The sequence below is a fragment of the Roseateles sp. P5_E4 genome (assembly GCF_054049255.1).
In genome coordinates this window covers 20086-45226 of sequence record NZ_JBFUMS010000017.1, presented here as the reverse complement: position 1 = coordinate 45226, position 25141 = coordinate 20086, and the positions used below count along the sequence as shown (strand labels likewise).

Below are 25141 nucleotides of genomic sequence, written 5' to 3'. Positions count from 1 at the left end.
GGGCCGCACGGCGCTTGCTGCACGCCGCTTTCGACTTCCCCCGCCACCCGCTGGCCCGCGAGGACGGCGAGCGGCTGCGCGGCTGCTGGGCCACGCCGCCGACGCGCTGGTTGCGGGCGACGCGGCTGGATGAGGTGCATGGCGTCATCGCCGAGGCCGAAGCCGCGGCACGAGCCGGCGCCTGGGTGCTTGGGGGGCTGCGTTACGAGGCCGCCGCGGCTTTCGACACCGCACTGAAGACGCACGGCGCCACCGCGCCGCTGGCCGAGTTCGCTGTCTACGAGTCGCCCCCTGAGCCCTGGCCGGAGCTGCCTCCGGCCTACAGCGGCTTCCTGGGCTGGAATGACGCCGAACCGGACGGCACGGCAGCCATCGAGCGCATCCGCACCTACATCCGTGACGGCGATTGCTACCAGGTCAATCTGACCACCCGGCTGCGCGCGGCGGCCGGCGCGCTGGACGCCGAGCAGCTCTTCCTCGCCCTGCACGCCAGCCAGCCCGGCGGCTTCAGCCTGTTCTTGCGCGAAGCCGGCGCGGCCAGCGTGTCACCCGAACTCTTCTTCGACTGGCGTCCCGTGCCCGGTGCCAAGGCGAGCTGGCTGCTGGCGGCCCAGCCCATGAAGGGCACGGCGCCGCGCGGCCGCGACCGTGTCGACGACGAGGCGGCTCAGGCGCACCTGCGCACCAGCGAGAAGGAGCGCGCCGAGAACCTGATGATCGTGGACCTGCTGCGCAATGACCTCAGCCGCGTCGCTCAGCTCGGCACCGTGCGCGTGCCGCGTCTGTTCGAGCTGCATGCGCTGCCAACGGTCTGGCAGATGACGTCCACCGTGACGGCCGTCAGCCGCGGCGGGTTGACGTTGGCCGATGCCTTCGCGGCACTTTTCCCCTGCGGTTCGGTGACCGGCGCGCCCAAGATCCGCGCGATGCAGATCATCCGCGAGCTGGAGCCGACGGCGCGGGGTTGGTACTGCGGCGCGCTGGGCCTGATCCAGCCCGGCGGCGTTGCCACCTTCAATGTGCCCATCCGCACTGTCGAGTTCCACGGCGAGGCGCTGACTTGTGGCATCGGCAGCGCCATCACATTGGACAGTGAGCCTGCTGCCGAAATCGCCGAATGGCGGGCCAAGTCGCGCTTCCTGGCCCGCGCCGAGGCGCCCGTCGAGGCGCTGGAGACGCTGCGGCTGGAGGGCGGCGTGGCGGTGCGCGGCGACGCTCACCTGGCCCGCATGCAGCGCACGGCGCGCCACTTCGGCCTGCGCTTCTCGCTGGCCGAGGCGCGGGCCCACCTGAAGGCAGTGGCGGAGGCCCACGCGCGAGGCAGCTGGCGCCTGCGCCTGACCGGCGACGCCGAGGGGCGCCTGCATCACACGCTGGCCGCCTTCACTCCGATGGCCGAGCCGGTGCTGCTGGCGCTGGCCGATCAGCCCATTCCCACGCTCGGTCCCAGTGCCGAGTTCCTGGCCCACAAGACGACACGCCGCGAGCTGTATGCCTTCGACAAGCCAGCCCAAGCCTTCGACGTCATCCTCTGGAACGAGGCGGGCGAGCTGACCGAATGCAGCTTCGGCAACCTTGCCCTGCGGCTTGACGACCAGTGGCTCACACCGCCGCTGGCCGCCGGGGTGTTGCCCGGCGTGCTGCGTGCTGAGCTGCTGGCCCTGGGCCGTCTCAAGGAAGCACGGCTGACCCGGCAGGATCTGGCCCGTGCCGAGGGCCTGGCCTTCTTCAACAGCCTGCGCGGCTGGCTAGTTGCCGAGTTGACGTAAGGCCCGCATCAGCGCCATCGCGTCCTCGCCCGGCCGCGCTGGCAGCTTGGTGTAGACCGAGCTGTCCGCCGTGCGCGCCATCAGGCCTTGGGTGACGAGATCACGGCGTAACGTGCAGTAGTCGCCGAAGCAGTGCCAGGCCGTCAGGATCTGGTTGACCTCGCGCTCGCGGTAGGGCCGCTTGGCGTCGAAGCGCATCCACAGGCCCCACAGGGCCATCAACTGCAGCGAGCGCTTGACGGGCAGGCGCTGCAGCCGGCCCTGATCGTCGAACAGGCGCATCGTGCGGCGAACGATGTCGCTGTGTTCCGCACGGGCAGGGGTGGTGGTCCGCGGCAGGACCGGCGGACGCGCCTTCAGCATCTGCAGATTGCGATGCCCGGCCGCGCGAGCCAGCATGTTCAGCAGCGTCTGGTGGCCCGGCGTGGCGGGGTGCGCCAGCAACTGCGTGCGCAGGGACTTGGTGAAAGTGGACAGGTCGTCCACGACGAGAGGCAGGGATTCACGGGCCATGATGGCACTCCATGCGCACGCCAACGACGAAAGAGGCTGGGCTTGCCGACTTGCAGCCAGGGCGCACGCGAGGTCCACGTGAACGAAGGCGGTATGCGTGGCAGGTTCAGCTCGCGGCGGGTGCCGCGCGGCAAGGCCTGGGTGTTCTGCCGACCCGGGCCGCAAGTGTGCCAGAGCGCACACCCGCGCCTCAGGGGTGGCTTCCGTGAAAACCCTGATCTGTGCTACAGTCGCGGCTTCGCTCGGTTCCAACCGAGCTTCGTACGTCTCCTCTGACCTCGTTCGGCCCGTAGTTCATACGGCTTCTCGAACACCCCTCGTGGATCGGTCGGCGGCGATGAAGCCGTCGCTTTGACTGTTCCCCCGTGCCGCACCCGACTGCAACCAGCAGCCCGAGCCGCCCGACACGAGCTTTCTCCCAGCGACTTTGACTGCTGAACGGCATGGTCTGTTCAGCGCCTGCGTGTCCGCCCTCACTGATTTTCGGGCGGCATGGACGGGCTTTTGACTGAAAGAACGACATGAGTTTCGATACCCTGGGCCTGAACGAAGTGGTCCTGAAGGCCGTGAAAGATTCCGGCTACGAGAACGCCACCGACGTGCAGACGCTCGCCATTCCCGCTGCCATCGCCAACAAGGACCTGATGGTCTCGGCGCGCACGGGCTCGGGCAAGACCGCTGCCTTCATCCTGCCGGCGCTGGAAAAGATCCTGGCCGCACGTGGCGACGACAGCAAGAAGCGCGAAAAGGGCAAGGTCTATGGCCCCAAGATCCTGGTGCTGGCCCCCACCCGTGAGCTGGCCATGCAAGTTGCCAAGGCCGCACAGACCTACGGCCGCTTCATCCCGGGCCTGAAGGTCGCCACCGTGCTGGGCGGCATGCCCTACCCGCTGCAGATCCGCCAGCTGATGGGCCCGCTGGACATCCTGATCGCGACCCCCGGCCGCCTGATCGACCACATCAACTCCGGCAAGTGCGTGCTGGGCAATGTCGAAATGCTGGTGCTGGACGAAGCCGACCGCATGCTGGACATGGGCTTCATCGACGACATCACGATGATCGCCGGCAATACCCCGGCTGAGCGCCAGACCGTGATGTTCAGCGCCACGTTCGCCGGCCACGTCGGCCGCCTCGCGCAGAACCTGCTGAAGGATCCGCAGCGCATCGAGGTCGCCAACCACACCGACACGCACGAGAACATCGAGCAGCGCCTGCACTGGGCCGACAACCCCCACCACAAGGACCAGCTGCTGGAATCCATCCTGGCCCTGCCGGAGATGGAGCAGGCGGTGGTCTTCACCAGCACCCAGCGTGACGCCGACTGGCTGGCCGAGCGCCTGGCCGAGATCGGCCACTCGGTGGCACCGCTGCACGGCGCGATGCCGCAAGGCAAGCGCAACCGCGTGCTGCAGGCTCTGCGCAGCAAGCAAGTGCGCGTGCTGGTGGCCACCGACGTCGCGGCCCGCGGCATCGACGTGCCGACGATCAGCCACGTCATCAACTACGGCCTGCCGATGAAGGCCGAGGACTATGTGCACCGTATCGGCCGCACCGGCCGCGCCGGCCGCCAGGGTCTGGCGATCACGCTGGGCCTGCGCGACGACGTGTCCATGATCCGCCGCATCCAGCAATTCACGACGCAGACGATCCCCGTGCAGCAGATCGCCGGTCTTGAGCCCAAGACGCAAGAGCCGCGCATCTTCCCGCCGCGCCCGGCTGGTTCCTTCGACGACCGCGGCCCGCGTGGCCACTTCGGTGGCGGCCGCCCTGGCTTCGGCAACAAGCCTTTCCGTCGTGAAGAGGGCAGCCGCCCCTTCCACGGTGGTGGCAAGCCTTTCAATCATGGTTCTGGCGGCCAGGACCGTGGCTTTGCGCCGCGCGATGACCGTGGCTTCGCCCCGCAAGGCGACAACCGTGGCTTTGCTCCCCGTGAAGATCGCGGTTTTGCGCCGCAGGGTGATAACCGCGGCTTTGCTCCGCGTGAGGATCGTGGTTTCGCACCGCGTGATGATCGCGGCTTCCAGCCCCGTGACGACCGTGGCTTCGCGCCGCGCGGCGAGCGCTCCTTCCAGCCGGCCGGCAAGCCCAGCTTCGGCGCCAAGCCGGCCTTCGGCGACCGCCGCCCGCCGAGCGGCCCGCGCAAGGGTGGCTTCGGCCGCTGATCCCGCGGCGGCATCTGCCGCCCGGCGATGATGGAGGGCCCGCTGTGCGGGCCCTTTTTTTATGACCAGTTCCAGCGACAGACAGACCGGCACCCTCATCCAGTGGGACGACGCCAAGGGCTATGGCTTCATCGCGCCGGATGGCGGCGCGGCCCGCCTCTTTGTCCACATCCAGGCCTTCACTGCCCGCGCCCAGCGGCCGGTGGTGGGTGAGCGATTGAGCTTCCATGCGGGTTCTGACGCCCAGGGCAAGCCGAGGGCGCTGGCCGTGCGGCCTATCAAGGCGCCGCCGCCGCCCGCAGCGCCGCGCGATCGCAGCCGTGTGCTGCTGCTGGTGCCGGCCTTTGCCGGCTTTGTACTGGCCTGCCATCTCCTCTGGGGCTTGCCGAATTGGCTCTGGGGCATCTATTCCGCCATGAGCATGGCGACCTTCATCGTCTATGCGCTCGACAAGCGGGCCGCCAGGCAGGGAGCTTGGCGCGTGGGCGAGAAGACCCTGCATGGGCTGTCGCTGGCCTGCGGCTGGCCGGGCGCGTTGCTCGCCCAGCAACTGCTGCACCACAAGAACGTGAAGCCGTCGTTCCGGCGCATCTACTGGCTGACGGTGATCCTCAACATCGCGGCCTTCGTCGCGATCTTCACGCCGCTACTGAAAAGCTGAGTTCGCCCAGGCCCTCGAAGGCCAGCGTGCCGCGGGCCGCACCCGTCAGCGGATGCAACCCGCCCCAGGCGCCGGTCGTCACGATGGTGCCGGCTGGCACGGTAGCGCCATGGCGCGTGGCATGGCGCAACCAGGTCGGCAATACGGCGGCCGGATCGGCCAGGGAATGCCCGCCGCGGCGGACGACGTCGGGCTGGCTGGCGAGGCTGAGACGCCATTCGAGCTGAGCCCACCGCAACGGGCGATAGGGTTGCCAGGCACCGAGCAGCAGACCGGCATTGGATTGGTGGTCGGCCATGCGCAGCAAGGCAGGCGCGTCCAGCCCTTCCTGCCAGCGCGAGGCGACCAGTTCAACAGCGACGCACATGGATTGCGCCCTCCCATCCGCGTCAATGCGCAGCGCCACCTCGGCCTCGACGCCAAGCAGTGACGTTCCGGGGACGGGGTTGACTGGCGAATGGCTGAACGGACCCTGGGCGCTGGCGCCGCCGGACTTCCAGCGGTCGAAGCGCCAGTCCAGCGCCCGGGCGATGCCGTCTTGCACGGCATAGGCATCGGCCTCGTCACGTACGGCGTGGGTCCAGTCGGCGGCACTCAAGCGGCTGCCGTCACGGTGGCAGGCAACCAGGGCATCGATCAGGGCTTGCGTCATGGCTTGAAGTGGAGCAGCGAGTGGCCTTACTTCTTCTTGGCGTAGCCGGGTTGGTCGACTTTGCCGGTGGCCCAGAGAATGCCCTGGGTGACCAGGTCCAGATAGCGGGCGTCAGCGACGGTGGCCGTGGTGTGACCGAGTGAGGTGCTGAACACGCGCGTCTTCTTTGGACCGAATTCGTTCGTCCAGACGACGACCGTTTCGACGGCCTGTGCTTCTTCGGTCACGCTGCCGTCGGGCTGCCGCCTGCTTTGCTTGACGATCTGCCTGCCCTTTGCGAGCGCTTTGCCATCGAGGATCTGGACGTTGTTGTAGAGCTCCTCATTGACGGTGGTCCAACCGTCGAGCGTCCTCGTGATCGGGTGATCCTTGTCGACGAAGGTGATCGCGATGGGTTCATTCGGTCCGTGGCCGGTCGATTGCAGGCCGAGGTATTCGTACCACTGGGCGTTGTCCGCACCGCGGGCTACCGGCTGGGTGTAGTCGCCAGAGCGAAAGCTGTGCATCGCGCAGTGCAGATTGACGCCGGGCATGCCGTCCAGATGGGGTTTCAAGACGCTTTTGAACGAGCTGGGGTCGCGCGGGTCGGCTGCGCACTCGTCGTGGATGACCACGTCGTAGCCACGCGCGTAGTCGGGGTTGCCGAAGAGGGGCAGCGGGGGGCTGCCGGTGGTGTTGTCGCTGTGCATTTGATCCACGACGATGTTCGCGCGCGCCTCAATGCCCGATTTCAGCAGGTCCTTTTGCGCACCGTAGTCGTGGCAGCAGCCGCCGGTGATGAGCAGGGCACGGATGGGTTTCGGTGCGTCCGCCGCGAACGCGGGGAGGGCGGCGAACGCAAAAGCCAGGGCAAGGACGTGAGGAGGTTTCATAAGGACCTGTGGCGAGGAAGCGGCGTGGGCGAATCTAGCACCCAGGCGCTCCTCGCGATCAGGCCTGCACGGCGAGTCATCCGAAGCGGAAACTCGACGCCGTCACGCCGCCCATGAATTCAGTCTCGTGATAGTGGCAGGCGGCGGTCTCGCCCTCGGCGGCGCCAGCGGCCACCATCAGCGGCAGCAGATGCTCCTCGCGCGGATGGGCCAGGCGGGCAGCGGGTGCCTGGGCCCAGGCCTGCAGGCGCTCAGCACGGCCGGCCGGAGAGGGCAGGGTGGACTGCAGCCAGGCATCAAAGGCGGCGGACGGCTCACGGCCGGCCGAGCCGTAGAGGCGCAGGTTGTGGAAGCTGAAGCCGCTGCCGAGGATGAGCACGCCTTCGTCGCGCAGCGGCGCCAGGGCGCGGCCCAGCGCGATGTGTTCGACCGGGTTCAGGCCGCGCTTGAGCGACAGCTGCACGACGGGCACGTCGGCGTCGGGGTACATCGGTACCAACGTGCAGAAGGCGCCGTGGTCGAAGCCGCGTTGGGCGTCGCGGGCGGCGGGCAGGCCGGCGGCCTGGATCAGTGCGACAACACGCTCGGCCAGCGCCGGATCGCCCGGTGCCGGGTAGACCACCTCGTAGGTGTGGGCCGGGAAGCCGCCGTAGTCGTAGAGCATGCCCGGTGCGGGCGAGGTCATGACAGTGAAGGCGGCCTCTTCCCAGTGGGCCGAGATCATCAGGATGGCCTTCGGCTTGGCCGGCAATGTGGCCGGTAGGGCTTGCAGCGAGGTCTCAAGCCTGGCGTGGGCGCGACGGTAGTCGCCGTCCATGAACGGCCAGGGGCCGCCGCCGTGGGAGAGGAAGAAGCTGGGCAGGCGAGGGGTTTGCATGCCCATAAGACTAGGCCCGCTTGCGCGGGCCTGGGTTCAGTCGGCTTGATGCCGGCGTTCGCAAAAGCCGAACGTCAGCCGCCGCGGCGACGCCGGGAGGCTGCGAGGGCCGTCACGCCGGCCAGGCTCAGCAGCGCCAGGTCGGCCGGCTCGGGCAGACGGCCTGGATCGGTGGTGATGGAGGTGTCGCTGGCCAGCCGCCAGTTCAGGATGTCGTGGTTCTGGTAGCCCGAGCCGGTCGCGGCCGTGAAGCCGACGAAAGCGTCGTTGGTGCCCAGGGCCGAGCCGATGTCGATATTGAAATTGGTGATGAGCTTGTCCGACGGCGACTGTCGACTGTCAAACCCCTCGACACCACCTAATTTGGCGGCTTCAGGGCYCGTCGATAATCCGCGCCCCATGTTGACGACACCCCTGGACACCGACGACACCGCGCGCCCCGATCGCGTGGAGGACTACTTCCGCGACGGCGCCGCGCCGGCGGATGCGCTGCTGTGGTGGCAGCTCGAACGCCAGGACTCCTTGCAGGTCGCGCTGCGGGCGCTGTTCCAGGGCCCGGCGGGCGTCACGCGGCTGCGGCTGTGGGTGTTCTTCGAGCTGCTGGCTTTGCGCGAGTCGCGCCTGACCCGCGAGGCCTTGAACCAGGCCTTCCACGTGCTGCGCGACGAGGTGCTGGACAGCGTGCTCAAGCGCCTGCGCGAGGCCGACCTGCTGGCCTGGGACGCGACCGCGCAGACCTATGCCGTCACGCCGCTGGCCCAGCAGCTCGTGGGCCTGCTGCAGCCGCTGACGCAGGAGCAGGCGCCCGACGGCGACCTGGCCTCGCTGCTGGCTGGCGTGGCCGGCGCCCATCAGCTCGGCACCTTGCAACCTGCGCAACTGCAGCATCTGCTGGCCCAACTCTCACGCCTGTACGACGAGTTTGCCGATGCCATCGCCAGCGGCAGCGAGTTCGCGCTGCGCCGCGCACGCACCCGTTTCGAGAAGGCGCTGACGCTGGTGGATCGCGCTGGCGAGGCGCTGGGTGCCATCATTGCCCAGGCCGAAGCCGCCGGCGATGCCCGTCTGGAGCGCCTGGCCCGCGAGCTGGGCCTGGCGCAGGCGCGGCTGCTGGCGATGGCCAGCCAGTTCAACCGCGCGTTGCAGCAAGCCGACCGCCAGCGTGTGACGCTCGGCTCCACCGGCATCACGACGACCGATGTTCGCCGCTGGCTGCAGAGCCAGGGCGACCTGGCCAAACTGCTGGCTGATGGCTGGGAGCGGCCGGTGCACCCCGTGCTCGTGTCGCAGCACGACCTCGTCGACACGGCCGAGGCCGAGTTCGAGCGCGACCGCCCCAAGCCTGCCGAGATCGCCGCGCTGCCGCAAGGCCAGGCCGCGCCGACGGGCGAGCTGGCTGTCATGCAGTTGCCGCCTGACATGGACCAGATGCAGGCGCTGCTGACGGCCTGGGCGGCCACTGATCCCATCGAACGCGACCTGTCACCCGCCGTGCTGGGTGACAGCTACGCGCGCGCCGCCTACCGCGCCCAGCTGCTGCCACTGCTGGGCGACGCGCAGGCGCGTCACCTCAAGGGCGCCACCGGCGACATGGCCCGCCAGCCGTGGAGCGTGCGCTGGTCCGCCGAACAAGGCCCCGTCGACGACGAGTTCGTCAAATGGATGAGCCGCGGCGTCCTCACACCTGAAGCCTCTTCTTCATGAGCCAACCTCTCGACGACGTCGCCCAACTGGCGGCGCAACTGCTGGCCCGGCGCTGGCTGCCGCGCAGCCACCCGCTGGTGCGCCGCGCGCTGATCGACACCGAGCTGTGGACCCTGCTGGGCCAGCGCCTGGGGGCCGTCGGGCTCAAGGTGGTGGACAACGTGCACGCCGACCACATCGCCGTCGCCCTCGTGCGACCGGCCGAAAGCGCCGTGTTCGGCGAGATGGGCCTGGCCGCTAACAACAACCTCGATCTGCCGCGCGATGGCGTGGCGCTGCTGGTGGTGCTGTGGTCGCTCATCGTGTTGCCGAAGCGCCAGCGCCAGGTCGCGCGCAGCGACGCCATCCACGCCGGCCAGGGCGAGATGTTCGCGGCCGACAAGCCGCTGCCCCAGGCCGCCAGCGTCGCGCCGCTGATCAGCTACCGCAGCCTGCTGGCGGACTTTGGCGACCAGCTCGGCAAGAAGCTGCGGCTGGACACCAACCTCAAGCTGCTGGAGCGCCACGGCTTCATCACGCGCCGCGGCGAGGACATTGCCGAGGGGCCGCTGCTGGACCTGCTGATCGACTACGACCTGCTGGCGCCGCGCATCCTCGATGGCGCCATGGGCGACGTGCTCGCCCGCGCCGGCCACGCGCTGCCGCGTGAAGAAGAACAACAACATATCGACGACTGATGTTCCACCTGCAATCGCTAGAACTGCTGCACTGGGACTACTGCCAGCGCGTCACGCTGCCGCTGGACGGCGCCATCATCACCATCGCCGGCCCCAACGGCTCGGGCAAGACCACGCTGCTGGACGCCATGCGCACGCTGCTGGGCCTGGAGTGTTCCGGCGGCCGCACGTACAAGACCTACGCCCGCCACGCCAACGCCGAGACGGCCTGGCTGCGCGCGCTGGTGGACAACCGCCCGCGCTCGCGCCAGAACAGCAGCCGGCCATTCGCTTCGTCGCTGCTGTACGGCGACCAAGTGACGCTGGCCTGCCGCATCGAGCGCCACGGTGGCGACTGGGTGCGCCGCTACACCATCCTCGACGGTGCGCATGAGATCGAGCAACTGGCCGAAAAAGGCGACCGCGACTGGCTGGGCATCGAGGCGTGGAAGAAGCGGCTGGAAGCGGCCGGCCTCACGCGCGCCATCGGTCGCGTGCTGGCGCTGGAGCAGGGCCAGACCGACCGGCTCTGCGAGCTTTCTCCTAAGGAGCTGCTGCGCCTCGTCTTCGAGGTGTTCGGCGACCAGGAGGTGCTGGACCGCTACGAGCAGGCGCGCAGCCACCAGCAACAGCTGGGCAAGGAAGTCGAGCAGGCCGGTGCCGAGCTGGCGCACACGCAGGCGCAGTTGAGCGACCTGGCCAACCGCGTCAACAGCCACCGCCAGTACCAGCTCAAGATCCAGGAGCGCGAGCGCCTGGCCACCGAAGTGCTGCCCGTGCTGCGCTGGAGCGAGGTGCGCGAACGCATCACCCGCGATGCGCGCGAGTTGCACCGCCAGCGCCTGTTTGCCTCGGGTGACGTGAAGGTGCTGACCGAGAAGCGCGCGGCGCTGCATGGTTTGTTCACGGCGCAGGAAGCGGCCAAGGAGCGCATGAAGGCGCTGGACGGCGAACGCCGTGAGGCCCGCGCCGCGTTCGACTCGGCGCGCGAAGCCGAGCGGCCCGCCGAGGCCTTGGTCAAGCGTGAGGACGAACTGAAGGCGCTGGCCGACGTGGAGGCCGATGCCGCCGCGCTGACGGCGCGCATGCAGGAACTGGCCGGCGAACGCGAGCGCCTGCGCGCCGACTACACCCGTGCCAGCGACAAGGCCGCCCGCGCGCAGACCGCATTGGGCGAGCTGAGCGGCAAGCGCCTGCCCCCGCCGCCGCCCGAGGTCGCGCCGATGAAGCGCGCGCTGGACGACGCGGGCATCGCCCACCACCTCGTTGCCGACAGCGTCGACATCGCCGACGAAACCTGGCGCGCCGCCGCCGAAGGCCTGCTGCGCCCATCGCGCTGGGTCGTCGTGCTGAAGCACCGCAGCGACGAAGGCCGCGCCTTCGACATTGCGGCGAAGCAGCGCTACCGCCACTACGTCGTCGCCGACACGCAGGCCGCAGGCCAGGCGCCGGCCGGCTCGCTGCTGGCGGCGCTGAACGTCAGTGCGCCGCTGCCGACCTGGCTGGTGCGCCAGCTGGGCGGCATCCGCTGCGTCACGTCGACGGAAGAGGGCGCCAAGGCTGGCGGCGAATGGATCACGACCGACGCCTACTACCGCGACGGCCGCGGCGGCCGCAGCGTCTTCGTCGAGCCGCGCGACCATCAGTTCGGCGCGTCGGCCGTGGACTCGCGCCGCGGTGCGCTGGAGGCCGAGCTGGCCCGCTGGGACGGTGAGCTGAGCCGCATCGCCAAGGCGCAGGCGGAAGTCGAACGCCAGTTCAAGGACGTGCAGCGCGCAGCCGTTGGGCATAAGGCTGCGCAGGAATTGAGCGAACGCTCCGACGAATTCGCCGAAGCCCGCGCGCGCCTGCCGGTGCTGCGCCAAGCGCGCGCCGAAGCGTCCACGCGCATGAGCACGCTGGACAGCGAGCACGACCGCATGCTGCGCGACTCCACGCGCAGCGAGCAGGCCTATGAAGCCGCGCAGATCGCGCTGCGCGACGGCGAGGGCTCAGCTTCGGGCCGAGTGCGTGAGCACGAGGCCAAACGCGAGGCGCTGCGTGCGGCATCGCGTCAGTCGCGCACGCAGAAAAGCCAGTTCCCCAAGTCCTGGGTCACGCCCATCGCGCTGGCCGCGCTGCGTGACGAGTTCGAGAACGCCCGCCAGGCCGAGATCCGCGCCCACCACGTCGACCAGGAACTGCAAGGCGGCCACTGGGAGGTCGACGCCAGCGTCGTGGACCGTCACGCCCGCATGTCGGCCCAGGTGCACGAGCAGGACACCCAGCTCAGCGACCGCCGCGCCAGCAACGAGCTGGCCCGCATCGCCGCCTTCAACGCCCGCGAGCGCTACATCGACGTGATGCGCGCCACCGTGCGCCGCTACAAGAAGAACGTCGCCGAGCTGGGCGAACTGGCCGGCGTTACCGCCGAGGCCGTGCTGCCGCACCTGGACAACGACGACACCGTGCTCGCCCAGGCCGGCCTGCAGGTCAAGTTCAACTTTGACGGCAAGGGCGAGGTGGGGCTGAACGACGGCGAGGCCTCGGGTGGCCAGCAGGTGCTGAAGAGCCTGATCCTGCTCGTGGGCCTGATGAAAGACGACGAGACGCCGGGCGGCTTCGTCTTCATCGACGAACCCTTCGCCCACCTGGACGTGCGCAACATCCAGCTCGTCGGGCACTTCCTGCGCTCGACCCGCGCGCAATACCTGCTGACGACGCCGATCACGCACAACGTCGAGGTGTTTGAGCCCAGCGAGATCACGCTGGTGACGAGCAAGAAGCCGCGCGGCGAGCGTTGGGCGCCGCCCATCGCGGTGCTGGCGCGCCGGCCGGAAGTCTCCGTGTATGAATGACTGGGACTACCCGTCCCCGTTCACGCTGGCGCTGACGCCGGCGGCCGAACACATCGACGGGTTGGACCACACCAACAACGCCGTCTATGTGCAATGGTGCGAGCAGGCCGGCTGGGCGCATTCCGAGGCGCTCGGCCTGTCGCTTGACGACTACCGCCGCCAGGACCGCGCCATGGCCATTCGCGAAGGCCACTACGACTACCTGCTGCCTTCGTTCGAGGGCGAGGCCCTGGTGCTCGGCACATGGCTGACCGACAGCGACGGCAAGCTGACGATGGAGCGCCGCTTCCAACTGCGCCGCGCGAGTGACGGCGTCACGCTGGTGCGCGGCCGGTGGTTGCTGGTGTGCATCGAGATCAGCAGCGGCAAGCCGCGGCGCATGCCGCCCGAGTTCCTGAGCGCCTACGAAACGGTGGTGGTGCCCAAGCCTGAGTGATATACGTTTCGTATACGAAGCGTATATAGTCGCGGCATGGGAATCGTCAAAATCTCCGATCCGATGCACGAGAGCCTGCGCGTTGCGAGCCAGGCCTTGTCGCGTTCCATCAATGCCCAGGCCGAGCACTGGATGCGCATCGGCATGCTGGCCGAACTGCACCCGCAGCTGAGCCACAGCGAGATCTGCCAGCTGCTGATCCGCGCCGAGCAGGAGGGCGGGCTGGACCTGGCGCGCCTGGCCGGCTGGGCTCAGGCACCCAAGGCCAAGGGGGCCCGGGCATGAAGAGCCTGAAACTGCGCACGCCCGCCGAGGTCGCCAAGGCTCGCGAGGCCGGGCACCTCATCGCCGAGGTGCTGGCCATGCTCAAGCCCCATGTCGTGCCCGGTGTGACGACCGAGGAGCTGGACGACATCTGCCACGACTACATCGTCAACACGCTGAAGTGCATCCCGTCCAACGTCGGCTATCACGGCTACCCAAAGACAGCCTGCATCTCGCCGAATCACGTCGTCTGCCACGGCATTCCGTCCAAGGACAAACGGCTGAAGAAGGGCGACATCGTCAATGTGGACGTGACGCTGACCAAGGACGGCTGGTTCGGCGACAGCAGCCGCATGTTCATCGTTGGCGAGGCCAATGTGCTGGCACGCCGGCTAGTCAACACGACCTATGAGGCGCTGCGCGCCGGCATCCGCCAGGTGCGCCCGGGTGCGACGTTAGGCGATGTGGGCCATGCCATCCAGACAGTTGCGCATGCGGCCGGCTTCAGCGTCGTGCGCGAGTACGGCGGCCATGGCATCGGCGACGTCTATCACGACGACCCGCACGTCAATCACTTTGGCCGCCCGGGCGAAGGTCTGAAGCTGCAGGAGGGCATGATCTTCACGATCGAGCCCATGATCAACGCGGGCGCCGCCGGCATCCGCGAGCTGAACGACGGCTGGACGGTGGTGACGCGCGACCACTCGCTGTCGGCCCAGTGGGAGCACATGGTGACCGTGACGGCCGACGGCTTCGAGATCCTGACGCCCTGGCCGGACGGCCTCGGCGACTATCCGGCCATCGAGTAGGCCTTGGCCTACGGGGCGATGCAGGCCGCTCCGGCAGTGGGTGAATGCACTGGGCTGCACAGTGAATGCGTCGTCGCCTCGGGAGCCGTCATGACCGAATCTTTCACGCAATTTCTGCACGCGAGAGAAGTCGCCTCGCTCGACTACGTGCGCGGGCAGCCGGACAACTTCCTGGCGCTGGCTGCCGCGCACGGCAAGGCGAGCTTCTTTCCCCCCGGCGGTGGCCATGTGCGCGGCGCGGTGGCCGTGAAGGAGCGCCAGGCCAAGGATGCGGAGGCCTTCGACGAGGGCACGCAAAGCAGCCGCTTTGAGATCTTCCACAGCGCGGCCGACCACGAGGTTGGCTACTGGACCGGCCTGCAGCACGCCAGGGTGCAGATAAAAGGCAAGGACGAGTTGCTGTCGATGACGCTGCGTGTCACCGAGGTGTTCCGTCGCGAAGACGGCGAATGGAAGATCGTCCACCGTCACGCCGACATGCTGGCCGAACCTCAGGAGAAGGCCGAGCACTGAGCATTCAGGCCGGCGTCGCCTCCGCCCGCAGCTCGCGCGCCGCCGCCACCATGTGGGCCAGCGCCGCCTCCGTCTCCGGCCACCCCCGCGTTTTCAGCCCGCAGTCGGGATTGACCCAGAGCAGGTCAGCCGGGATGACCTCGGCGGCCTTGCGCAGCAGGCGCAGCATCTCGGCCGCGTCGGGCACGCGCGGTGAGTGGATGTCGTAGACGCCAGGGCCGATCTCGTTGGGGTAGCGGAAGTCGCCAAAGCCGCGCAGCAGTTCCATGTCGGAGCGGCTGGTCTCGATGGTGATGACGTCAGCATCCATGGCTGCGATCTCGGGCAGGATGTCGTTGAACTCCGAGTAGCACATATGGGTGTGGATCTGCGTGTCGTCACGCACGGCGCTGGCAGAGACGCGGAAGGCACGCGTCGCCCAGGCGAGATAGGCGCCCCATGCCGCGCGGCGCAGCGGCAGGCCTTCGCGGATGGCAGGTTCGTCGATCTGGATGACGGCGATGCCAGCAGCTTCCAGGTCGGCCACCTCGTCGCGGATGGCCAGCGCGATCTGCAGCGTGGTGGTGGCGCGCGGCTGGTCGTCGCGCACGAAGGACCATTGCAGGATGGTGATGGGGCCGGTCAGCATGCCCTTCATGGGCTTGGCCGTCAGGCTCTGCGCGAAGACGGTCCAGTCCACCGTCATGGCCTTGGGGCGCGACACGTCGCCGAACAGCACCGGCGGCTTCACGCAGCGCGAGCCATAGCTCTGCACCCAGCCGTTGGCCGTGAAGGCGAAGCCGGCGAGCTGCTCGCCGAAGTACTCGACCATGTCGTTGCGCTCGGCCTCGCCGTGTACTAGCACGTCCAGGCCTAACGATTCCTGCTTGCTGACCGCGAGCTGGATTTCGCGCTGCATGGCCTCGCGGTAGGCGACGTCGCCCAGCGTGCCGCGCTTGAAGGCGGCGCGGGCAGCGCGGATCTCGGCCGTTTGCGGGAAGGAGCCGATGGTCGTCGTCGGGAAGGCTGGCAGGCGCAGGCGCTGGCGTTGTGCGGCCTGACGGGTGGGGAAGGGTGAGCGGCGCTGATCGGCATCGGTCGGCAAGGCCTTGAGACGGGCCGCGACGGTGCCGTTGCGCACGCGTCGGCTGGTGACACGGTTGGCGCGGGCAATGCGCGACTCGGCCAGTTCACGGGCCACGCTCGCTTCGCTGCCCCACAGCGCGCGCTTGAGTACGCGCAGCTCGTCCAGCTTCTCGACGGCGCCGGCCAGCCAGCCTTGCAGCTCGGTGTCCAGCGCTGCGTCGTGGCGCAGGCTGAAGGGCACGTGCAGCAGCGAGCAGGACGGCGCCACCCACAGCCGGCCGCCGCGCAGTTCGCGGACCTTGTTGAGCTGTGACAGCGCCTGGTCGAGGTCACTGCGCCAGATGTTGCGGCCGTCGATGATGCCGACCGACAGCTCACGGTCCAGCGGCAGTCGCAGGGCCACGGGCAGCAGCTCCTCGGGGGCGCGGACGGCGTCCACATGCAGGCCGGCGACGGGCAGTTCGCAGGCGAGCGCCAGGTTGTCGCCCAGCGGCGAGAAATAGGTGGCCAGCAGCAGGGGCTGGCCGACGACGCCCAGGCGCGCATAGGCCAGGCGCAGTGCGTCCTGCCAGGCTGGGCTGAGGTCCAGGCCGAGGATGGGCTCGTCCAACTGCACCCAGGTCACGCCGCGGGCGGCCAGGCGGGTCAGCAGCTGCTCGTACGCGGGGAGCAGGCGCTTGAGCAGCACCAGCCGGTCAAAGCCTTCCTGCTTGCTCTTGCCCAGATACAGGAAGCTGACTGGCCCGAGCAGCGCGACCTTGGGGCTGGCTGGCAGGGCGATGGCCTCATCGACTTCGGCGAGCAGGCGCTCGGCGTTCAGGCTGAACTCGGTCGCGCTGTCGAACTCGGGGACGAGGTAGTGGTAGTTGGTGTCGAACCACTTGGTCATCTCCAGCGCGGGCACGCCATCGACGTGCGTGCCGCTGCAGCCACAGGCCTCGGTGTGGGCATGGGTCGTCGTGATGCCACGGGCCATCGCGAAATAGCGCTGCAGCGGGGTCTCCTGGCCGTTGAAGCCGAAGCGGGCCGGTTCGCAGCCGAACAGCTGGATCAGGTGGGCGACATGGTCGTAGAGGGCGAAGTCGCCGACGGTGACATGGTCCAGCCCCGCGTCCTGTTGCAGCTTCCAATGGCGGGCGCGCAGCGCGGCGGCCTGGGCCTCCAGTTCGGTGGCGGGTAGCTCGCCGCGCCAGTGGCGCTCCAGCGCCGTCTTCAGTTCGCGGTGCTCGCCCATGCGCGGGAAGCCGAGGATATGAGTCTTGATCATGATGAATCGAACAATGCTGAAAGCGATTCGTGATGATCGGCACTTCATGACTATGATTCAAACGAAACGTTTTCTGAATCATCACAAGTTCCGCTCATGCAAACGCCGCTCGAACTGCGCCATCTGCGCACCCTGGTTGCTTTGCGCGAGGCCGGCAATCTGTCCCGAGCGGCGCAGTTGCTGAACCTGACGCAGTCGGCCCTATCCCACCAGCTCAAGGCCCTGGAGGAGCACTACGGCGCCGAGCTGTTCGCCCGCAAGAGCAACCCGCTGGTGTTCGGCGCGGTCGGGCAGCGGCTGTTGAAGCTGGCAGACATCGTGCTGACCCAGGTCGATGAGGCCGATCGCGACGTGCGCCGGCTGGTGGACGGCTCGGCCGGCCAATTGCGCATCGCCGTGGAATGCCACACCTGCTTCGACTGGCTGATGCCGGCCATGGACGCCTTCCGCGGCCGCTGGCCGGAGGTGGAGCTGGACATCGTCTCCGGCTTCCAGGCCGACCCCGTGGGCCTGCTGCACCAGGACCGCGCCGAGCTGGCCATCGTGTCGGATGTGGACGCCGACGAGACCGGCGTCGTCGTGCACCCGCTGTTCAGCTTCGAGATCATTGCGCTGCTGCCCAAGGGCCATGCGCTGCTGGCCAAGCCCTGGCTCGAAGCGCTCGATTTTGCTGACCACACCCTCATCACCTACCCGGTGCCCGACGAGATGCTGGACCTCGTGCGCCGCGTGCTGCAGCCCGCAGGCATCACGCCGCCGCGCCGCACCAGCGAGCTGACGGTGGCCATGCTGCAGCTGGTTGCCAGCGGCCGCGGCATTGCGGCGCTGCCGCTGTGGGCGGTGGAGGGCTATCTGGCGCGCGGCTACGTGGCGCGCCAACGCATCGGGGAGGGCGGGCTGACCGGGCGGCTCTACGCCGTCAGCACCGAAGGGCTCGCGGCCAAGCCCTTCCTGGCCGACTTCGTGCGGCTGATGCGCGAGACCTCGCTGCTCAATCTGGCGGCGGTCAGCCTGCTCTAGTTGCGAGCGTGGGTCACGCGGTATCCGGCCACGCCAGGCAGCTCATGCAGCCGGTCAGTGAAGCGGCACAGCGTCTGCCCCTTGAAGTTCTGCTTGGCCGTGCAGACGAAGCGCCACTCTTCATGGTCGCCCTGCTTCTCGATGCTCAGCGAGCCGGGTGCGAAGCGGTAGCCCAGGCCATCGGCGAACTCGGCCAGCTCGGCCTGCGTGAAGCGCCGGCCCGATTCGCCGCGCAGCGTCACTGCTATTGCCGGGTGGGAGGGCAGGCGGCTCTCCAGCTTGGCGCCCCACATCATCAACGTCGCACACAGCAGCGTCAGCGCGATGGCGGCGAAATAGAAGCCCATGCCCAGCACGATGCCGATGGCCGATGCCGCCCACATCGACGCCGCCGTCGTCAGCCCCGAGATGTTCATGCCCTCGCGCATGATGACGCCGGCGCACAGGAAGCCGATGCCCGTCACCACACCCTGAATGACCCGCGTCGGGTCGGTGAACTGCGGCAGCGAACCGCCGGCCATGTGGCCGCCGAACCATTGGTCGGGGTAGCCGACGAGGATGGTCACGGCGCAGGACGCCATGCAGACCAGCGCGTATGTGCGCATGCCGGCGGCACGGCCGTGGTAGGCCCGCTCATAGCCGAGCAACAGGCCCAGCACCATGGCGCCCAGCAGATGCATCAGCATCAGCACGTTGGCCGCCCATTGGCTGTCGGTCCAGTAGCGCAGCAGGTGGTCGGTTTCGAGCATGACGTGGGCAATGGCGGGGCAAACCTGCCCCGCGACCACGCTAACCCAGTCCAGCCCCGCTCGCCAGGGGGCTGGACGCGAAGGGATTCAGGCCAGGGCTGTCATGCGTTCCACGAGCACGCAGCGCACCCATTTGCGCGCCGTGATCTGCGCGGTCTGCGCGAGCAGGAACTCCTCGGCCTGGGAGTTGGGCGACTCGAACTCGAAGCCGCCGAGCTGCACGATGCGGCTCAGCGGCCGCGTCCAGACGCGGCGCACCTCGGCGCTGAAGAGGGGCACGCCCTCGTCCTCGCCGAGCAGCAGGCGCAACTCGTAGTGCTGGGCATCCAGCGGCGGCTCGGCCGCGGCCAGGATCTGCAGGCCGGCCTCGCTGAGATTGACGACGACACCGCCGCGCTTCTCGGCCAGGCCCTCGGGCTTGATGACCCAGACCGGCAGCTGTTCGTGCTCGTCGGGCACCAGGAAGAACTCGACGCGAGGGAAGCGGCGTTGGTCAATCGACATGATGTGATCTGGGTTCGTGAACGGGCTGGATCAAAGCATCCGCGAATGACAGGCGCTTGTCAGTCGCCTGCCGTCGCTTGAAATGGCTTCGGGTCAGACCGCCAGCAGGTCGACCTCGAACAGCAGCGTCGCGTTCGGCGGGATGACGCCGCCCGCGCCGTGGGCACCATAGCCCAGCTCGGGCGGTAGCACCAGCATGCGCGTGCCGCCGACCTTCATGCCCTGCACGCCTTCGTCCCAGCCCTGGATGACTTCGCCGCCGCCGAGGCGAAACTTGAAGGGCTGGCCGCGGTCCTTGCTGGAATCAAACTTCTTGCCACGCATGCCGTCCTTGTAGAGCCAGCCGGTGTAGTGCACCGACACGCGCTGGCCCTTGGCGGCTTCGGCGCCGTCGCCCACCACGCGGTCCTCGTACTGCAGGCCGCTGGAGGTGGTGTGCAGGTTCAGCTCGACATGTTCGGGGCCGCCGGCGAGGCCCAGCAGCTCGACCTCGAAGCACAGCGTCGCATTCGGCGGGATGACGCCGCCGGCGCCACGCGCGCCGTAACCCAGTTCGGCCGGGATGATCAGCGTGCGCTTGCCACCGATCTTCATGCCCTGCACGCCCTCGTCCCAGCCGCGGATGACCATGCCGGCGCCGAGTTCGAACTCGAACGGGTCGCCGCGGTCCTTGCTGGAGTCGAACTTGTCGGTCTTGGCGCCGTCGACCCAGAGCCAGCCGGTGTAGTGGACGGTGACGTCATGGCCGGCCGCTGCCTGCTTGCCATCGCCTTCGACGGTGTCGTCAAACTGCAGGCCGGTGGGCGTGGTGTTCATGGGAAATCCTTGCTGTGGGGAAAGCCCCGGATTGTCGCCTCCTGGCCCAGGCGGCTGTTTCGTCGCCTGGGAGGTCTTGGTGTCGATTGCTCAGCCCTTTGTTCGTCGTGTCGAAGGGCGCCTTTGCCCTGCCGCTTCTGAGAGAGACGCATGAACTATCTGCTCATCATCGCCCACGACGACGGGTTTGCACCTACGGAGCGCCTCGTTGCGGAGATCATGGACTGGATCAAGTCGATGGAGGCTCGCGGTATTCGAGTCCAGGGCAACCCACTGCGGCCAGCCTCTGAGGCTGTCACCGTGCGCGTGAGGGATGGAAGGATCAGCCCCTCTTCAGGGCCGTTCTCGCGCTCGCGCGAACAAATGTGCGCGTATGAACTCATCCAATGCGCCAGTCTGGACATCGCCGTCGAGGTCGCAGCCAAACACCCGATGGCTGCAGTTGCCACGATTGAGGTCAGGCCGGTGTGGAGCCAGTTGTCGGAAGGTTGAGCCTGTTCCTGCTCGGCGCGCCAGCTTGTGCGTCTCAACTCGAACGTTCGCCCGCTGATTCCCTCACCAGCGCTTCCCATTTCGACACCGAGCCCGTCAGTACTTCCTCGGCGCTGTTCATCCCGTCCGGCAAGCGCAGCCCCAGCCGACTCGCGGCATCGCGCAGCCGCCCGGCAGGGTCGGCAAGGTCGATGGCCGCCGCGCCGTTCTGCTTGGACAGCTTGTGCCCGTCCACCGCCAGCACCAGCGGCGTGTGCAGATAGCGCGGTGTCGGAAAGCCAAGTGCTCGTTGCAGCGCGATCTGGCGCGGCGTGTTGTCGGCCAGGTCCTCACCGCGGACGATGTCGGTGACGCCTTGTTCGGCATCGTCGGCGACGACGGCGAGCTGGTAGGCCCAGAGGCCGTCGGCGCGCTTGAGGATGAAGTCGCCGACTTCGGTTTCGAGGTCTTGTGATTGCGCGCCCAGCCGGCGGTCCTGCCAGTTGATGCGGCCCGCGACGCGAAAGCGCCATGCCCGCACCGGCCGGCCGTGGGTGCCATCTCGGCAGGTGCCGGGATAGATCAGTTCACCATGCCTGGGCTTGGGGCCGGCTGCCGCTGCGATCTCGGCGCGGGTGCAGGCGCAGCCATAGGCATGGCCGGAGGCAATCAGCCGGTCCAGCGCGGCTTGATACAGCTCGCCGCGGTGCGACTGCCAGACCGGCGGCTCGTCGGGCCGCAGGCCGAGGGCATCGAGCTGGTCGAGGATGACCTCGTCCATGCCCGGCGGGCAGCGCGGGCCATCGACGTCTTCGATGCGCACCAGCCACTCGCCGCCGTGGGCGCGGGCATCCAGCCAGCTCGCCAGCGCCGCCACCAGCGAGCCGGCGTGCAGCGGGCCGGTGGGCGAGGGCGCGAATCGGCCTCGATAGCTCATCAGAGCAGCAGCCCCTCGTGCTGTTCGAGCAGTGCCTTGCGCGTCGTCTCGCTGCGCAGCTTGTCCAGCCACCATGCCAGCGCCTTGCCCGGTGCGGGACCGGTGTCGCGCCAAGCGTAATGCATCTTGCCGGTGCGGTGGCCCTCGTAGGTGGTTTTGCGCACCAGGCGGCCGGCCTCGATATGACGGCGCACGATGGGCACGGGCAGGGAGCCGCAGCCCAGGCCGCGCATCATGGCCTCCAGCTTGATGGCCAGCGATGGCACGGTCAGCACGTCCTGGCCTGGCAGCAGACCGACGCTGAGCGGCGCCATCAGCCGGGCGCTGTCAGCCACGGCAACGATGCGGTGCTCGGCGATCTGGCTTGCGCTGAGCGGCTCGGGCAGGCTGGCCAGCGGATGGTGGGGCGCAATGCAGAAGGCGAACTCCAGCTCTCCCGCGAACTCACAGTGAATGCCGCTGTTCTGCAGCTGCCCCGGTACACCGACTGCTATGTCGGCCTGGCCATGCAGCAAGGCCTCCCAGGTGCCGGCCAGTACCTCCACGCGCAGCTTGAGCCGGGTCGGCGGTGGGCCGCCACCGTCGATCTTCTCGGCGTAGAAGGCTTCCATGAGGTCGAAGAGGGCCCGGCGGGCGACGGCGTCATCGACGGCCAGCGTCAACTCGCTTTCCCAGCCGGTGGAGATGCGCCGCACGCGGTTGGCCACGGCGTCCAGTTCCTGCAGCAGGCGCCTGCCCTCGTGCAGCAGCTCCTGGCCGGCCGCTGTCAGCACGGCCTGGCGGGAGCTGCGGTCAAAGAGCAGCACGTCGAGCGCGTCTTCCAGCTGGCGCACGGAATAGGTCAGCGCCGACGGCACCCGACCCATCTCGCGAGCCGCGGCGGCGAAGCTGCCCGTGCGGGCGATGGTGTCCATCATGGACAGGGCTTCCGGGGTCAGTGCGCGGCGTTTGTCCTGAGGATTCGGCATGCGTTCAGTCTATTTGAATGATGTCCTCAACGCAGGCCGACTCCCGGATACGACGGTCGCTCCTACATTGAGTCCATCGCCAACAAGCAAGGAGCCAGCATGCAAAACCCAGTGATGCAACTGATCAAGTCCAGTGACCGCGGCTACGCCGACCACGGCTGGCTGAAGTCCTTCCACAGCTTCTCCTTTGCCGACTACTACGACCCGGCCCGCATGGGCTTCGGGCCGCTGCGTGTCATCAACGAGGACAAGGTCGCTGCTGGCAAGGGCTTCGGCACGCACGGCCATCGCGACATGGAGATCATCAGCTACGTGCTCTCCGGCGAACTGGCGCACAAGGACAGCATGGGCAACGGCGAGGCCGGTGGTGCCAACGCTGGTGTCATCCGCCCCGGCGATGTGCAGCGGATGAGCGCCGGTACCGGCGTGATGCACAGCGAGTTCAACCATGCCAAGGACGAAACGACGCACTTCCTGCAGATCTGGATCCAACCTGACGCCCGCGGCATCGCGCCGAGCTATGAGCAGAAGCACTTCGACGCCGACTCCAAGCGCGGCCGGCTGCGTCTCGTCGCGGCCAACGACGGCTCGCAAGGCTCGGTGACCATCCATGCCGATGCCAAGCTGTATGCGGGCCTGTTCGATGGCGCCGAGCAAGCGGAACTTGAACTGGCGCCCGGTCGCCTTGCCTATGTGCACGTCGTGCGCGGCGCGCTCAGCGTGAATGGACAAGACCTGGCAACCGGTGATGCCTTGCAGATTCGCGAAACATCGCGCCTCGCCTTGACGGCCGGCCATGATGCCGAGGTCCTCGTCTTCGACCTGGCAGCCTGAGTTTCTTATCCCCCACCCACAGAGGAATTCCTCCATGAGCAAGATCGTTGTCGTCTACCACTCCGGCTACGGCCACACCAAGCGCATCGCCGAGACCGTTGCCGAGAGCGCGGGCGCCCAGCTCATCGCCATCGACGCCGAAGGCAATTTGAAGGACGCAGACTGGGAAGCGCTGGCCGCGGCCGACGCCATCGTCTTCGGTTCGCCCACCTACATGGGCGCGGCCAGCTGGCAGTTCAAGAAGTTTGCCGACGCATCCAGCAAGGTCTGGTTCGGCCAGGGCTGGAAGGACAAGCTGGCCGCCGGCTTCACGAACAGCGCCTCCATGAACGGCGACAAGCTGTCGACGCTGCACTACTTCTTCACGCTGAGCCAGCAGCACTCCATGCTGTGGGTGGGCACGGGCATGATGCCGGCCAACAAGAAGGCTTCGACGCGCGACGACATCAACTACGTCGCGTCCTTCGGCGGCCTGATGACGGTCTCGCCCAGCGACGCCTCCACGGACGAAATGGCCGCGGGCGACTTCGCCACGGCCAAGGCCTTCGGCGAGCGCATCAAGACGGTTGCCGCCCGACTGAGCAAGGCTTAAACCAGGCCCAGATCGCGCGCGCTGGCCCCGGGAAAGACGGCGGCCAGCTGCGCGTCGTTCAGGCCGTACATACGCTTGAACAGGCCGCCAAATAGCGCCCGGTACTCGTTGAGCACCGGGTAGTCGCGGTTCTGGAACAGCGTGGCGGCCTTGACCTCCACCTGTTCGCCCATCACCCGCCCGCCCTTCACGCCGCCGCCCAGCACCCAGTAGGCGCTGCCGTGGCCATGGTCGGTGCCGCGGTTGCCGTTCTCGCGGAAGGTGCGGCCAAACTCGCTGACCACCACCACCACGGTGTTGTTCCACTGCGGGCCCATCTCGTCGGCAAACAGCGCGAGGCCGCGGCCGAGCTCACCGAGCTTGGTGGCAAGCTGGCCGGTCGCACCGCCCTGGCCCACATGGGTGTCCCAGCCGCCGACGTCGATGAAACCCAGGGTCACGCGTTCGCGCATCAGCCGTGCGATGCGCCGTGCTTCGAGCGCAAAGCCCTTGGCGGCAATGGCACCGCGGCTGGCCGCTTCCATTTCACCGGCCATTTCGCGTGACACCTCGTCGCGCACCTCGAAGCCGCCGCTGACCGTGTTGGCCATGCGTGTGCCGGCGTACATGCCGGCGATGACCTGGGCCTGGGCGGCATTGATGGCCGGCTTGCCGAGGTCGCGCAGTGCCTGGTTGGCCACCGGCAGATTGCCACGCAGGATCAGCGGCACCTGGTCGGTGAAGGCCATGGCTTCCAACCTCGAACTGACGGGCGAGCCCGCACCCAGTACGCCGGCCAGCCGGTTCATGAAGCCGCTGCGGAAGTCACGGCTGCCCTCGTCGGCCTGGCCCAACTCGATGTGGTCCTGGGTTTCGAAATGGCTGCGTGTCGTGTCGTTGGTGCCGGCAAAGGGCACGAAGGCGGCCTGGCCTTTGAGCCAAAGCGGGTGGATGCTGTCGGCCACCGCGGGCGACAGGCCCCAGCTCGCGTCCAGCGGCAGCGCGGCCGTCTTGGCGATGGCGATGTTGGGCCGGGCCTCGTAGTAGAAGCTGGATGAGGTGGGCACCAGCAGGTTGGCCGCGTCATAGGCACCGCGCAGGAAGACGACCAGCAGGCGCGGCGTGTCGGCTGCTGCGGCCCACAGTTGTGTGGGCAGGGCGGCCGTACCAAGGCCAGCGAGGCCGAGCTGGAGCAAAAGGCGTCGGTTCATGGC

General features: G+C 68.2%; 26 protein-coding genes and 1 pseudogene. 14 read left to right on the top strand and 13 right to left on the bottom strand.

The window, feature by feature from the left end:
• Positions 1 to 14: 14 nt before the first annotated feature.
• Positions 15 to 1769, top strand: a complete 1755-nt coding sequence (locus ACXJLH_RS26175) for a chorismate-binding protein (RefSeq protein ID WP_457447286.1) — start codon at positions 15 to 17, stop codon at positions 1767 to 1769.
• On the opposite strand, the gene ACXJLH_RS26170 is transcribed toward ACXJLH_RS26175, so the two are convergent.
• Positions 1749 to 2282: a DUF2087 domain-containing protein gene (locus ACXJLH_RS26170; RefSeq protein WP_457447284.1), complete on the bottom strand. Its 534-nt coding sequence runs from the start codon at positions 2280 to 2282 to the stop codon at positions 1749 to 1751. The two genes, ACXJLH_RS26175 and ACXJLH_RS26170, sit on opposite strands and share 21 nt — an antisense overlap.
• Positions 2283 to 2803: 521 nt before the next feature.
• Here ACXJLH_RS26170 and ACXJLH_RS26165 point away from each other — a divergent pair.
• Positions 2804 to 4444 carry a DEAD/DEAH box helicase gene (locus ACXJLH_RS26165; RefSeq protein WP_056197662.1) on the top strand — a complete coding sequence of 547 codons (1641 nt, stop codon included), beginning with the start codon at positions 2804 to 2806 and terminating at the stop codon, positions 4442 to 4444.
• Between the two features lie 61 nt (positions 4445 to 4505).
• Complete coding sequence (locus ACXJLH_RS26160) at positions 4506 to 5105, top strand: DUF1294 domain-containing protein (RefSeq protein WP_457447282.1); 600 nt, start codon at positions 4506 to 4508, stop codon at positions 5103 to 5105.
• Here the strand turns inward: ACXJLH_RS26160 and ACXJLH_RS26155 are convergent.
• The 4 genes from ACXJLH_RS26155 to ACXJLH_RS26140 all read right to left on the bottom strand — a co-directional run bounded on the left by ACXJLH_RS26155 (position 5083) and on the right by ACXJLH_RS26140 (position 7907).
• Positions 5083 to 5757, bottom strand: a complete 675-nt coding sequence (locus tag ACXJLH_RS26155) for a 2-keto-4-pentenoate hydratase (protein WP_457447280.1) — start codon at positions 5755 to 5757, stop codon at positions 5083 to 5085. The genes ACXJLH_RS26160 and ACXJLH_RS26155 overlap by 23 nt on opposite strands.
• Positions 5758 to 5783: 26 nt before the next feature.
• Positions 5784 to 6629: a ThuA domain-containing protein gene (locus ACXJLH_RS26150; protein WP_457322134.1), complete on the bottom strand. Its 846-nt coding sequence runs from the start codon at positions 6627 to 6629 to the stop codon at positions 5784 to 5786.
• A gap of 76 nt (positions 6630 to 6705) precedes the next feature.
• On the bottom strand, positions 6706 to 7506 hold the full coding sequence (locus tag ACXJLH_RS26145; RefSeq protein WP_457322132.1) for a DODA-type extradiol aromatic ring-opening family dioxygenase: 801 nt from the start codon (positions 7504 to 7506) through the stop codon (positions 6706 to 6708).
• A 74-nt stretch (positions 7507 to 7580) separates the two neighbouring features.
• On the bottom strand, positions 7581 to 7907 hold the full coding sequence (locus ACXJLH_RS26140) for a PEP-CTERM sorting domain-containing protein (RefSeq protein WP_457447278.1): 327 nt from the start codon (positions 7905 to 7907) through the stop codon (positions 7581 to 7583).
• On the opposite strand from ACXJLH_RS26140, the gene ACXJLH_RS26135 reads away from it, so the two are divergent.
• From ACXJLH_RS26135 to ACXJLH_RS26105, 7 genes are all read left to right on the top strand, one after another.
• On the top strand, positions 7906 to 9210 hold the full coding sequence (locus tag ACXJLH_RS26135) for a hypothetical protein (protein WP_457447276.1): 1305 nt from the start codon (positions 7906 to 7908) through the stop codon (positions 9208 to 9210). The two genes, ACXJLH_RS26140 and ACXJLH_RS26135, sit on opposite strands and share 2 nt — an antisense overlap.
• Positions 9207 to 9887: a hypothetical protein gene (locus ACXJLH_RS26130; protein WP_457447274.1), complete on the top strand. Its 681-nt coding sequence runs from the start codon at positions 9207 to 9209 to the stop codon at positions 9885 to 9887. Before ACXJLH_RS26135 ends, ACXJLH_RS26130 begins: the two co-directional genes overlap by 4 nt.
• The gene (locus ACXJLH_RS26125) at positions 9887 to 12703 is read left to right on the top strand and encodes an ATP-binding protein (RefSeq protein ID WP_457447273.1); all 2817 of its coding nucleotides are present in this window, start codon (positions 9887 to 9889) and stop codon (positions 12701 to 12703) included. Before ACXJLH_RS26130 ends, ACXJLH_RS26125 begins: the two co-directional genes overlap by 1 nt.
• Positions 12696 to 13139 carry an acyl-CoA thioesterase gene (locus tag ACXJLH_RS26120; protein ID WP_056197645.1) on the top strand — a complete coding sequence of 148 codons (444 nt, stop codon included), beginning with the start codon at positions 12696 to 12698 and terminating at the stop codon, positions 13137 to 13139. The genes ACXJLH_RS26125 and ACXJLH_RS26120 overlap by 8 nt, the downstream gene beginning before the upstream one ends.
• 36 nt (positions 13140 to 13175) lie before the next feature.
• Positions 13176 to 13424, top strand: a complete 249-nt coding sequence (locus tag ACXJLH_RS26115) for a ParD-like family protein (RefSeq protein WP_056197644.1) — start codon at positions 13176 to 13178, stop codon at positions 13422 to 13424.
• On the top strand, positions 13421 to 14212 hold the full coding sequence (gene map, locus ACXJLH_RS26110; RefSeq protein WP_457447271.1) for a type I methionyl aminopeptidase: 792 nt from the start codon (positions 13421 to 13423) through the stop codon (positions 14210 to 14212). Before ACXJLH_RS26115 ends, map begins: the two co-directional genes overlap by 4 nt.
• Before the next feature lie 90 nt (positions 14213 to 14302).
• On the top strand, positions 14303 to 14725 hold the full coding sequence (locus ACXJLH_RS26105; RefSeq protein WP_457447269.1) for a YybH family protein: 423 nt from the start codon (positions 14303 to 14305) through the stop codon (positions 14723 to 14725).
• Positions 14726 to 14729: 4 nt separating this feature from the next.
• Here ACXJLH_RS26105 and metE read toward each other — a convergent pair whose 3' ends face one another.
• Positions 14730 to 17057, bottom strand: coding sequence for a 5-methyltetrahydropteroyltriglutamate--homocysteine S-methyltransferase (gene metE, locus ACXJLH_RS26100; RefSeq protein WP_457447267.1), 2328 nt, complete (start codon positions 17055 to 17057; stop codon positions 14730 to 14732).
• A 96-nt stretch (positions 17058 to 17153) separates the two neighbouring features.
• Here metE and ACXJLH_RS26095 point away from each other — a divergent pair, with 96 nt between their 5' ends.
• Complete coding sequence (locus ACXJLH_RS26095; protein ID WP_457322235.1) at positions 17154 to 18077, top strand: LysR family transcriptional regulator; 924 nt, start codon at positions 17154 to 17156, stop codon at positions 18075 to 18077.
• On the opposite strand, the gene ACXJLH_RS26090 is transcribed toward ACXJLH_RS26095, so the two are convergent.
• From ACXJLH_RS26090 to ACXJLH_RS26075, 4 genes and pseudogenes are all read right to left on the bottom strand, one after another.
• A complete protein-coding gene (locus ACXJLH_RS26090; RefSeq protein WP_457355196.1) occupies positions 18074 to 18826 on the bottom strand; it encodes an MgtC/SapB family protein in 753 nt (250 codons plus the stop codon). The two genes, ACXJLH_RS26095 and ACXJLH_RS26090, sit on opposite strands and share 4 nt — an antisense overlap.
• An 87-nt stretch (positions 18827 to 18913) precedes the next feature.
• Positions 18914 to 19330, bottom strand: coding sequence for a PilZ domain-containing protein (locus ACXJLH_RS26085; protein WP_056197633.1), 417 nt, complete (start codon positions 19328 to 19330; stop codon positions 18914 to 18916).
• A 93-nt stretch (positions 19331 to 19423) separates the two neighbouring features.
• Complete coding sequence (locus ACXJLH_RS26080; RefSeq protein WP_457322246.1) at positions 19424 to 19771, bottom strand: FKBP-type peptidyl-prolyl cis-trans isomerase; 348 nt, start codon at positions 19769 to 19771, stop codon at positions 19424 to 19426.
• A gap of 30 nt (positions 19772 to 19801) precedes the next feature.
• A pseudogene (locus ACXJLH_RS26075) lies at positions 19802 to 20146 on the bottom strand (FKBP-type peptidyl-prolyl cis-trans isomerase); the annotation flags it as partial.
• A 150-nt stretch (positions 20147 to 20296) separates the two neighbouring features.
• Here ACXJLH_RS26075 and ACXJLH_RS26070 point away from each other — a divergent pair.
• The gene (locus ACXJLH_RS26070) at positions 20297 to 20638 is read left to right on the top strand and encodes a YciI family protein (protein ID WP_457322231.1); all 342 of its coding nucleotides are present in this window, start codon (positions 20297 to 20299) and stop codon (positions 20636 to 20638) included.
• Positions 20639 to 20672: 34 nt separating this feature from the next.
• Here the strand turns inward: ACXJLH_RS26070 and gluQRS are convergent, their stop codons facing one another.
• Together gluQRS and ACXJLH_RS26060 are read right to left on the bottom strand one after the other, a co-directional pair.
• Entirely contained in the window at positions 20673 to 21554 is an 882-nt protein-coding gene (gene gluQRS / locus ACXJLH_RS26065) for a tRNA glutamyl-Q(34) synthetase GluQRS (protein ID WP_457447265.1), read from the bottom strand.
• Positions 21554 to 22522, bottom strand: a complete 969-nt coding sequence (locus ACXJLH_RS26060) for a LysR family transcriptional regulator (RefSeq protein WP_457447263.1) — start codon at positions 22520 to 22522, stop codon at positions 21554 to 21556. The genes gluQRS and ACXJLH_RS26060 overlap by 1 nt, the downstream gene beginning before the upstream one ends.
• A gap of 111 nt (positions 22523 to 22633) precedes the next feature.
• Between ACXJLH_RS26060 and ACXJLH_RS26055 the strand changes: the two genes are divergently transcribed.
• Positions 22634 to 23356, top strand: a complete 723-nt coding sequence (locus tag ACXJLH_RS26055; protein ID WP_457447365.1) for a pirin family protein — start codon at positions 22634 to 22636, stop codon at positions 23354 to 23356.
• Positions 23357 to 23390: 34 nt separating this feature from the next.
• Positions 23391 to 23948, top strand: a complete 558-nt coding sequence (locus tag ACXJLH_RS26050) for a flavodoxin family protein (protein WP_056197620.1) — start codon at positions 23391 to 23393, stop codon at positions 23946 to 23948.
• Here the strand turns inward: ACXJLH_RS26050 and ACXJLH_RS26045 are convergent.
• Positions 23945 to 25138: a DUF1501 domain-containing protein gene (locus ACXJLH_RS26045; RefSeq protein WP_056197618.1), complete on the bottom strand. Its 1194-nt coding sequence runs from the start codon at positions 25136 to 25138 to the stop codon at positions 23945 to 23947. The genes ACXJLH_RS26050 and ACXJLH_RS26045 overlap by 4 nt on opposite strands.
• Between the last annotated feature and the right edge of the window lie 3 nt (positions 25139 to 25141).

Bases quoted from the DNA above. Each gene is read 5' to 3' on its own strand.
- ACXJLH_RS26170 (WP_457447284.1), bottom strand. From the start codon at position 2,282: ATGGCCCGTGAATCCCTGCCTCTCGTCGTGGACGACCTGTCCACTTTC.
- ACXJLH_RS26165 (WP_056197662.1), top strand. From the start codon at position 2,804: ATGAGTTTCGATACCCTGGGCCTGAACGAAGTGGTCCTGAAGGCCGTG.
- ACXJLH_RS26160 (WP_457447282.1), top strand. From the start codon at position 4,506: ATGACCAGTTCCAGCGACAGACAGACCGGCACCCTCATCCAGTGGGAC.
- ACXJLH_RS26155 (WP_457447280.1), bottom strand. From the start codon at position 5,757: ATGACGCAAGCCCTGATCGATGCCCTGGTTGCCTGCCACCGTGACGGC.
- ACXJLH_RS26150 (WP_457322134.1), bottom strand. From the start codon at position 6,629: ATGAAACCTCCTCACGTCCTTGCCCTGGCTTTTGCGTTCGCCGCCCTC.
- ACXJLH_RS26145 (WP_457322132.1), bottom strand. From the start codon at position 7,506: ATGCAAACCCCTCGCCTGCCCAGCTTCTTCCTCTCCCACGGCGGCGGC.
- ACXJLH_RS26135 (WP_457447276.1), top strand. From the start codon at position 7,906: ATGTTGACGACACCCCTGGACACCGACGACACCGCGCGCCCCGATCGC.
- ACXJLH_RS26130 (WP_457447274.1), top strand. From the start codon at position 9,207: ATGAGCCAACCTCTCGACGACGTCGCCCAACTGGCGGCGCAACTGCTG.
- ACXJLH_RS26125 (WP_457447273.1), top strand. From the start codon at position 9,887: ATGTTCCACCTGCAATCGCTAGAACTGCTGCACTGGGACTACTGCCAG.
- ACXJLH_RS26120 (WP_056197645.1), top strand. From the start codon at position 12,696: ATGAATGACTGGGACTACCCGTCCCCGTTCACGCTGGCGCTGACGCCG.
- ACXJLH_RS26115 (WP_056197644.1), top strand. From the start codon at position 13,176: ATGGGAATCGTCAAAATCTCCGATCCGATGCACGAGAGCCTGCGCGTT.
- map (WP_457447271.1), top strand. From the start codon at position 13,421: ATGAAGAGCCTGAAACTGCGCACGCCCGCCGAGGTCGCCAAGGCTCGC.
- ACXJLH_RS26105 (WP_457447269.1), top strand. From the start codon at position 14,303: ATGACCGAATCTTTCACGCAATTTCTGCACGCGAGAGAAGTCGCCTCG.
- metE (WP_457447267.1), bottom strand. From the start codon at position 17,057: ATGATCAAGACTCATATCCTCGGCTTCCCGCGCATGGGCGAGCACCGC.
- ACXJLH_RS26095 (WP_457322235.1), top strand. From the start codon at position 17,154: ATGCAAACGCCGCTCGAACTGCGCCATCTGCGCACCCTGGTTGCTTTG.
- ACXJLH_RS26090 (WP_457355196.1), bottom strand. From the start codon at position 18,826: ATGCTCGAAACCGACCACCTGCTGCGCTACTGGACCGACAGCCAATGG.
- ACXJLH_RS26085 (WP_056197633.1), bottom strand. From the start codon at position 19,330: ATGTCGATTGACCAACGCCGCTTCCCTCGCGTCGAGTTCTTCCTGGTG.
- ACXJLH_RS26070 (WP_457322231.1), top strand. From the start codon at position 20,297: ATGAACTATCTGCTCATCATCGCCCACGACGACGGGTTTGCACCTACG.
- gluQRS (WP_457447265.1), bottom strand. From the start codon at position 21,554: ATGAGCTATCGAGGCCGATTCGCGCCCTCGCCCACCGGCCCGCTGCAC.
- ACXJLH_RS26060 (WP_457447263.1), bottom strand. From the start codon at position 22,522: ATGCCGAATCCTCAGGACAAACGCCGCGCACTGACCCCGGAAGCCCTG.
- ACXJLH_RS26050 (WP_056197620.1), top strand. From the start codon at position 23,391: ATGAGCAAGATCGTTGTCGTCTACCACTCCGGCTACGGCCACACCAAG.
- ACXJLH_RS26045 (WP_056197618.1), bottom strand. From the start codon at position 25,138: ATGAACCGACGCCTTTTGCTCCAGCTCGGCCTCGCTGGCCTTGGTACG.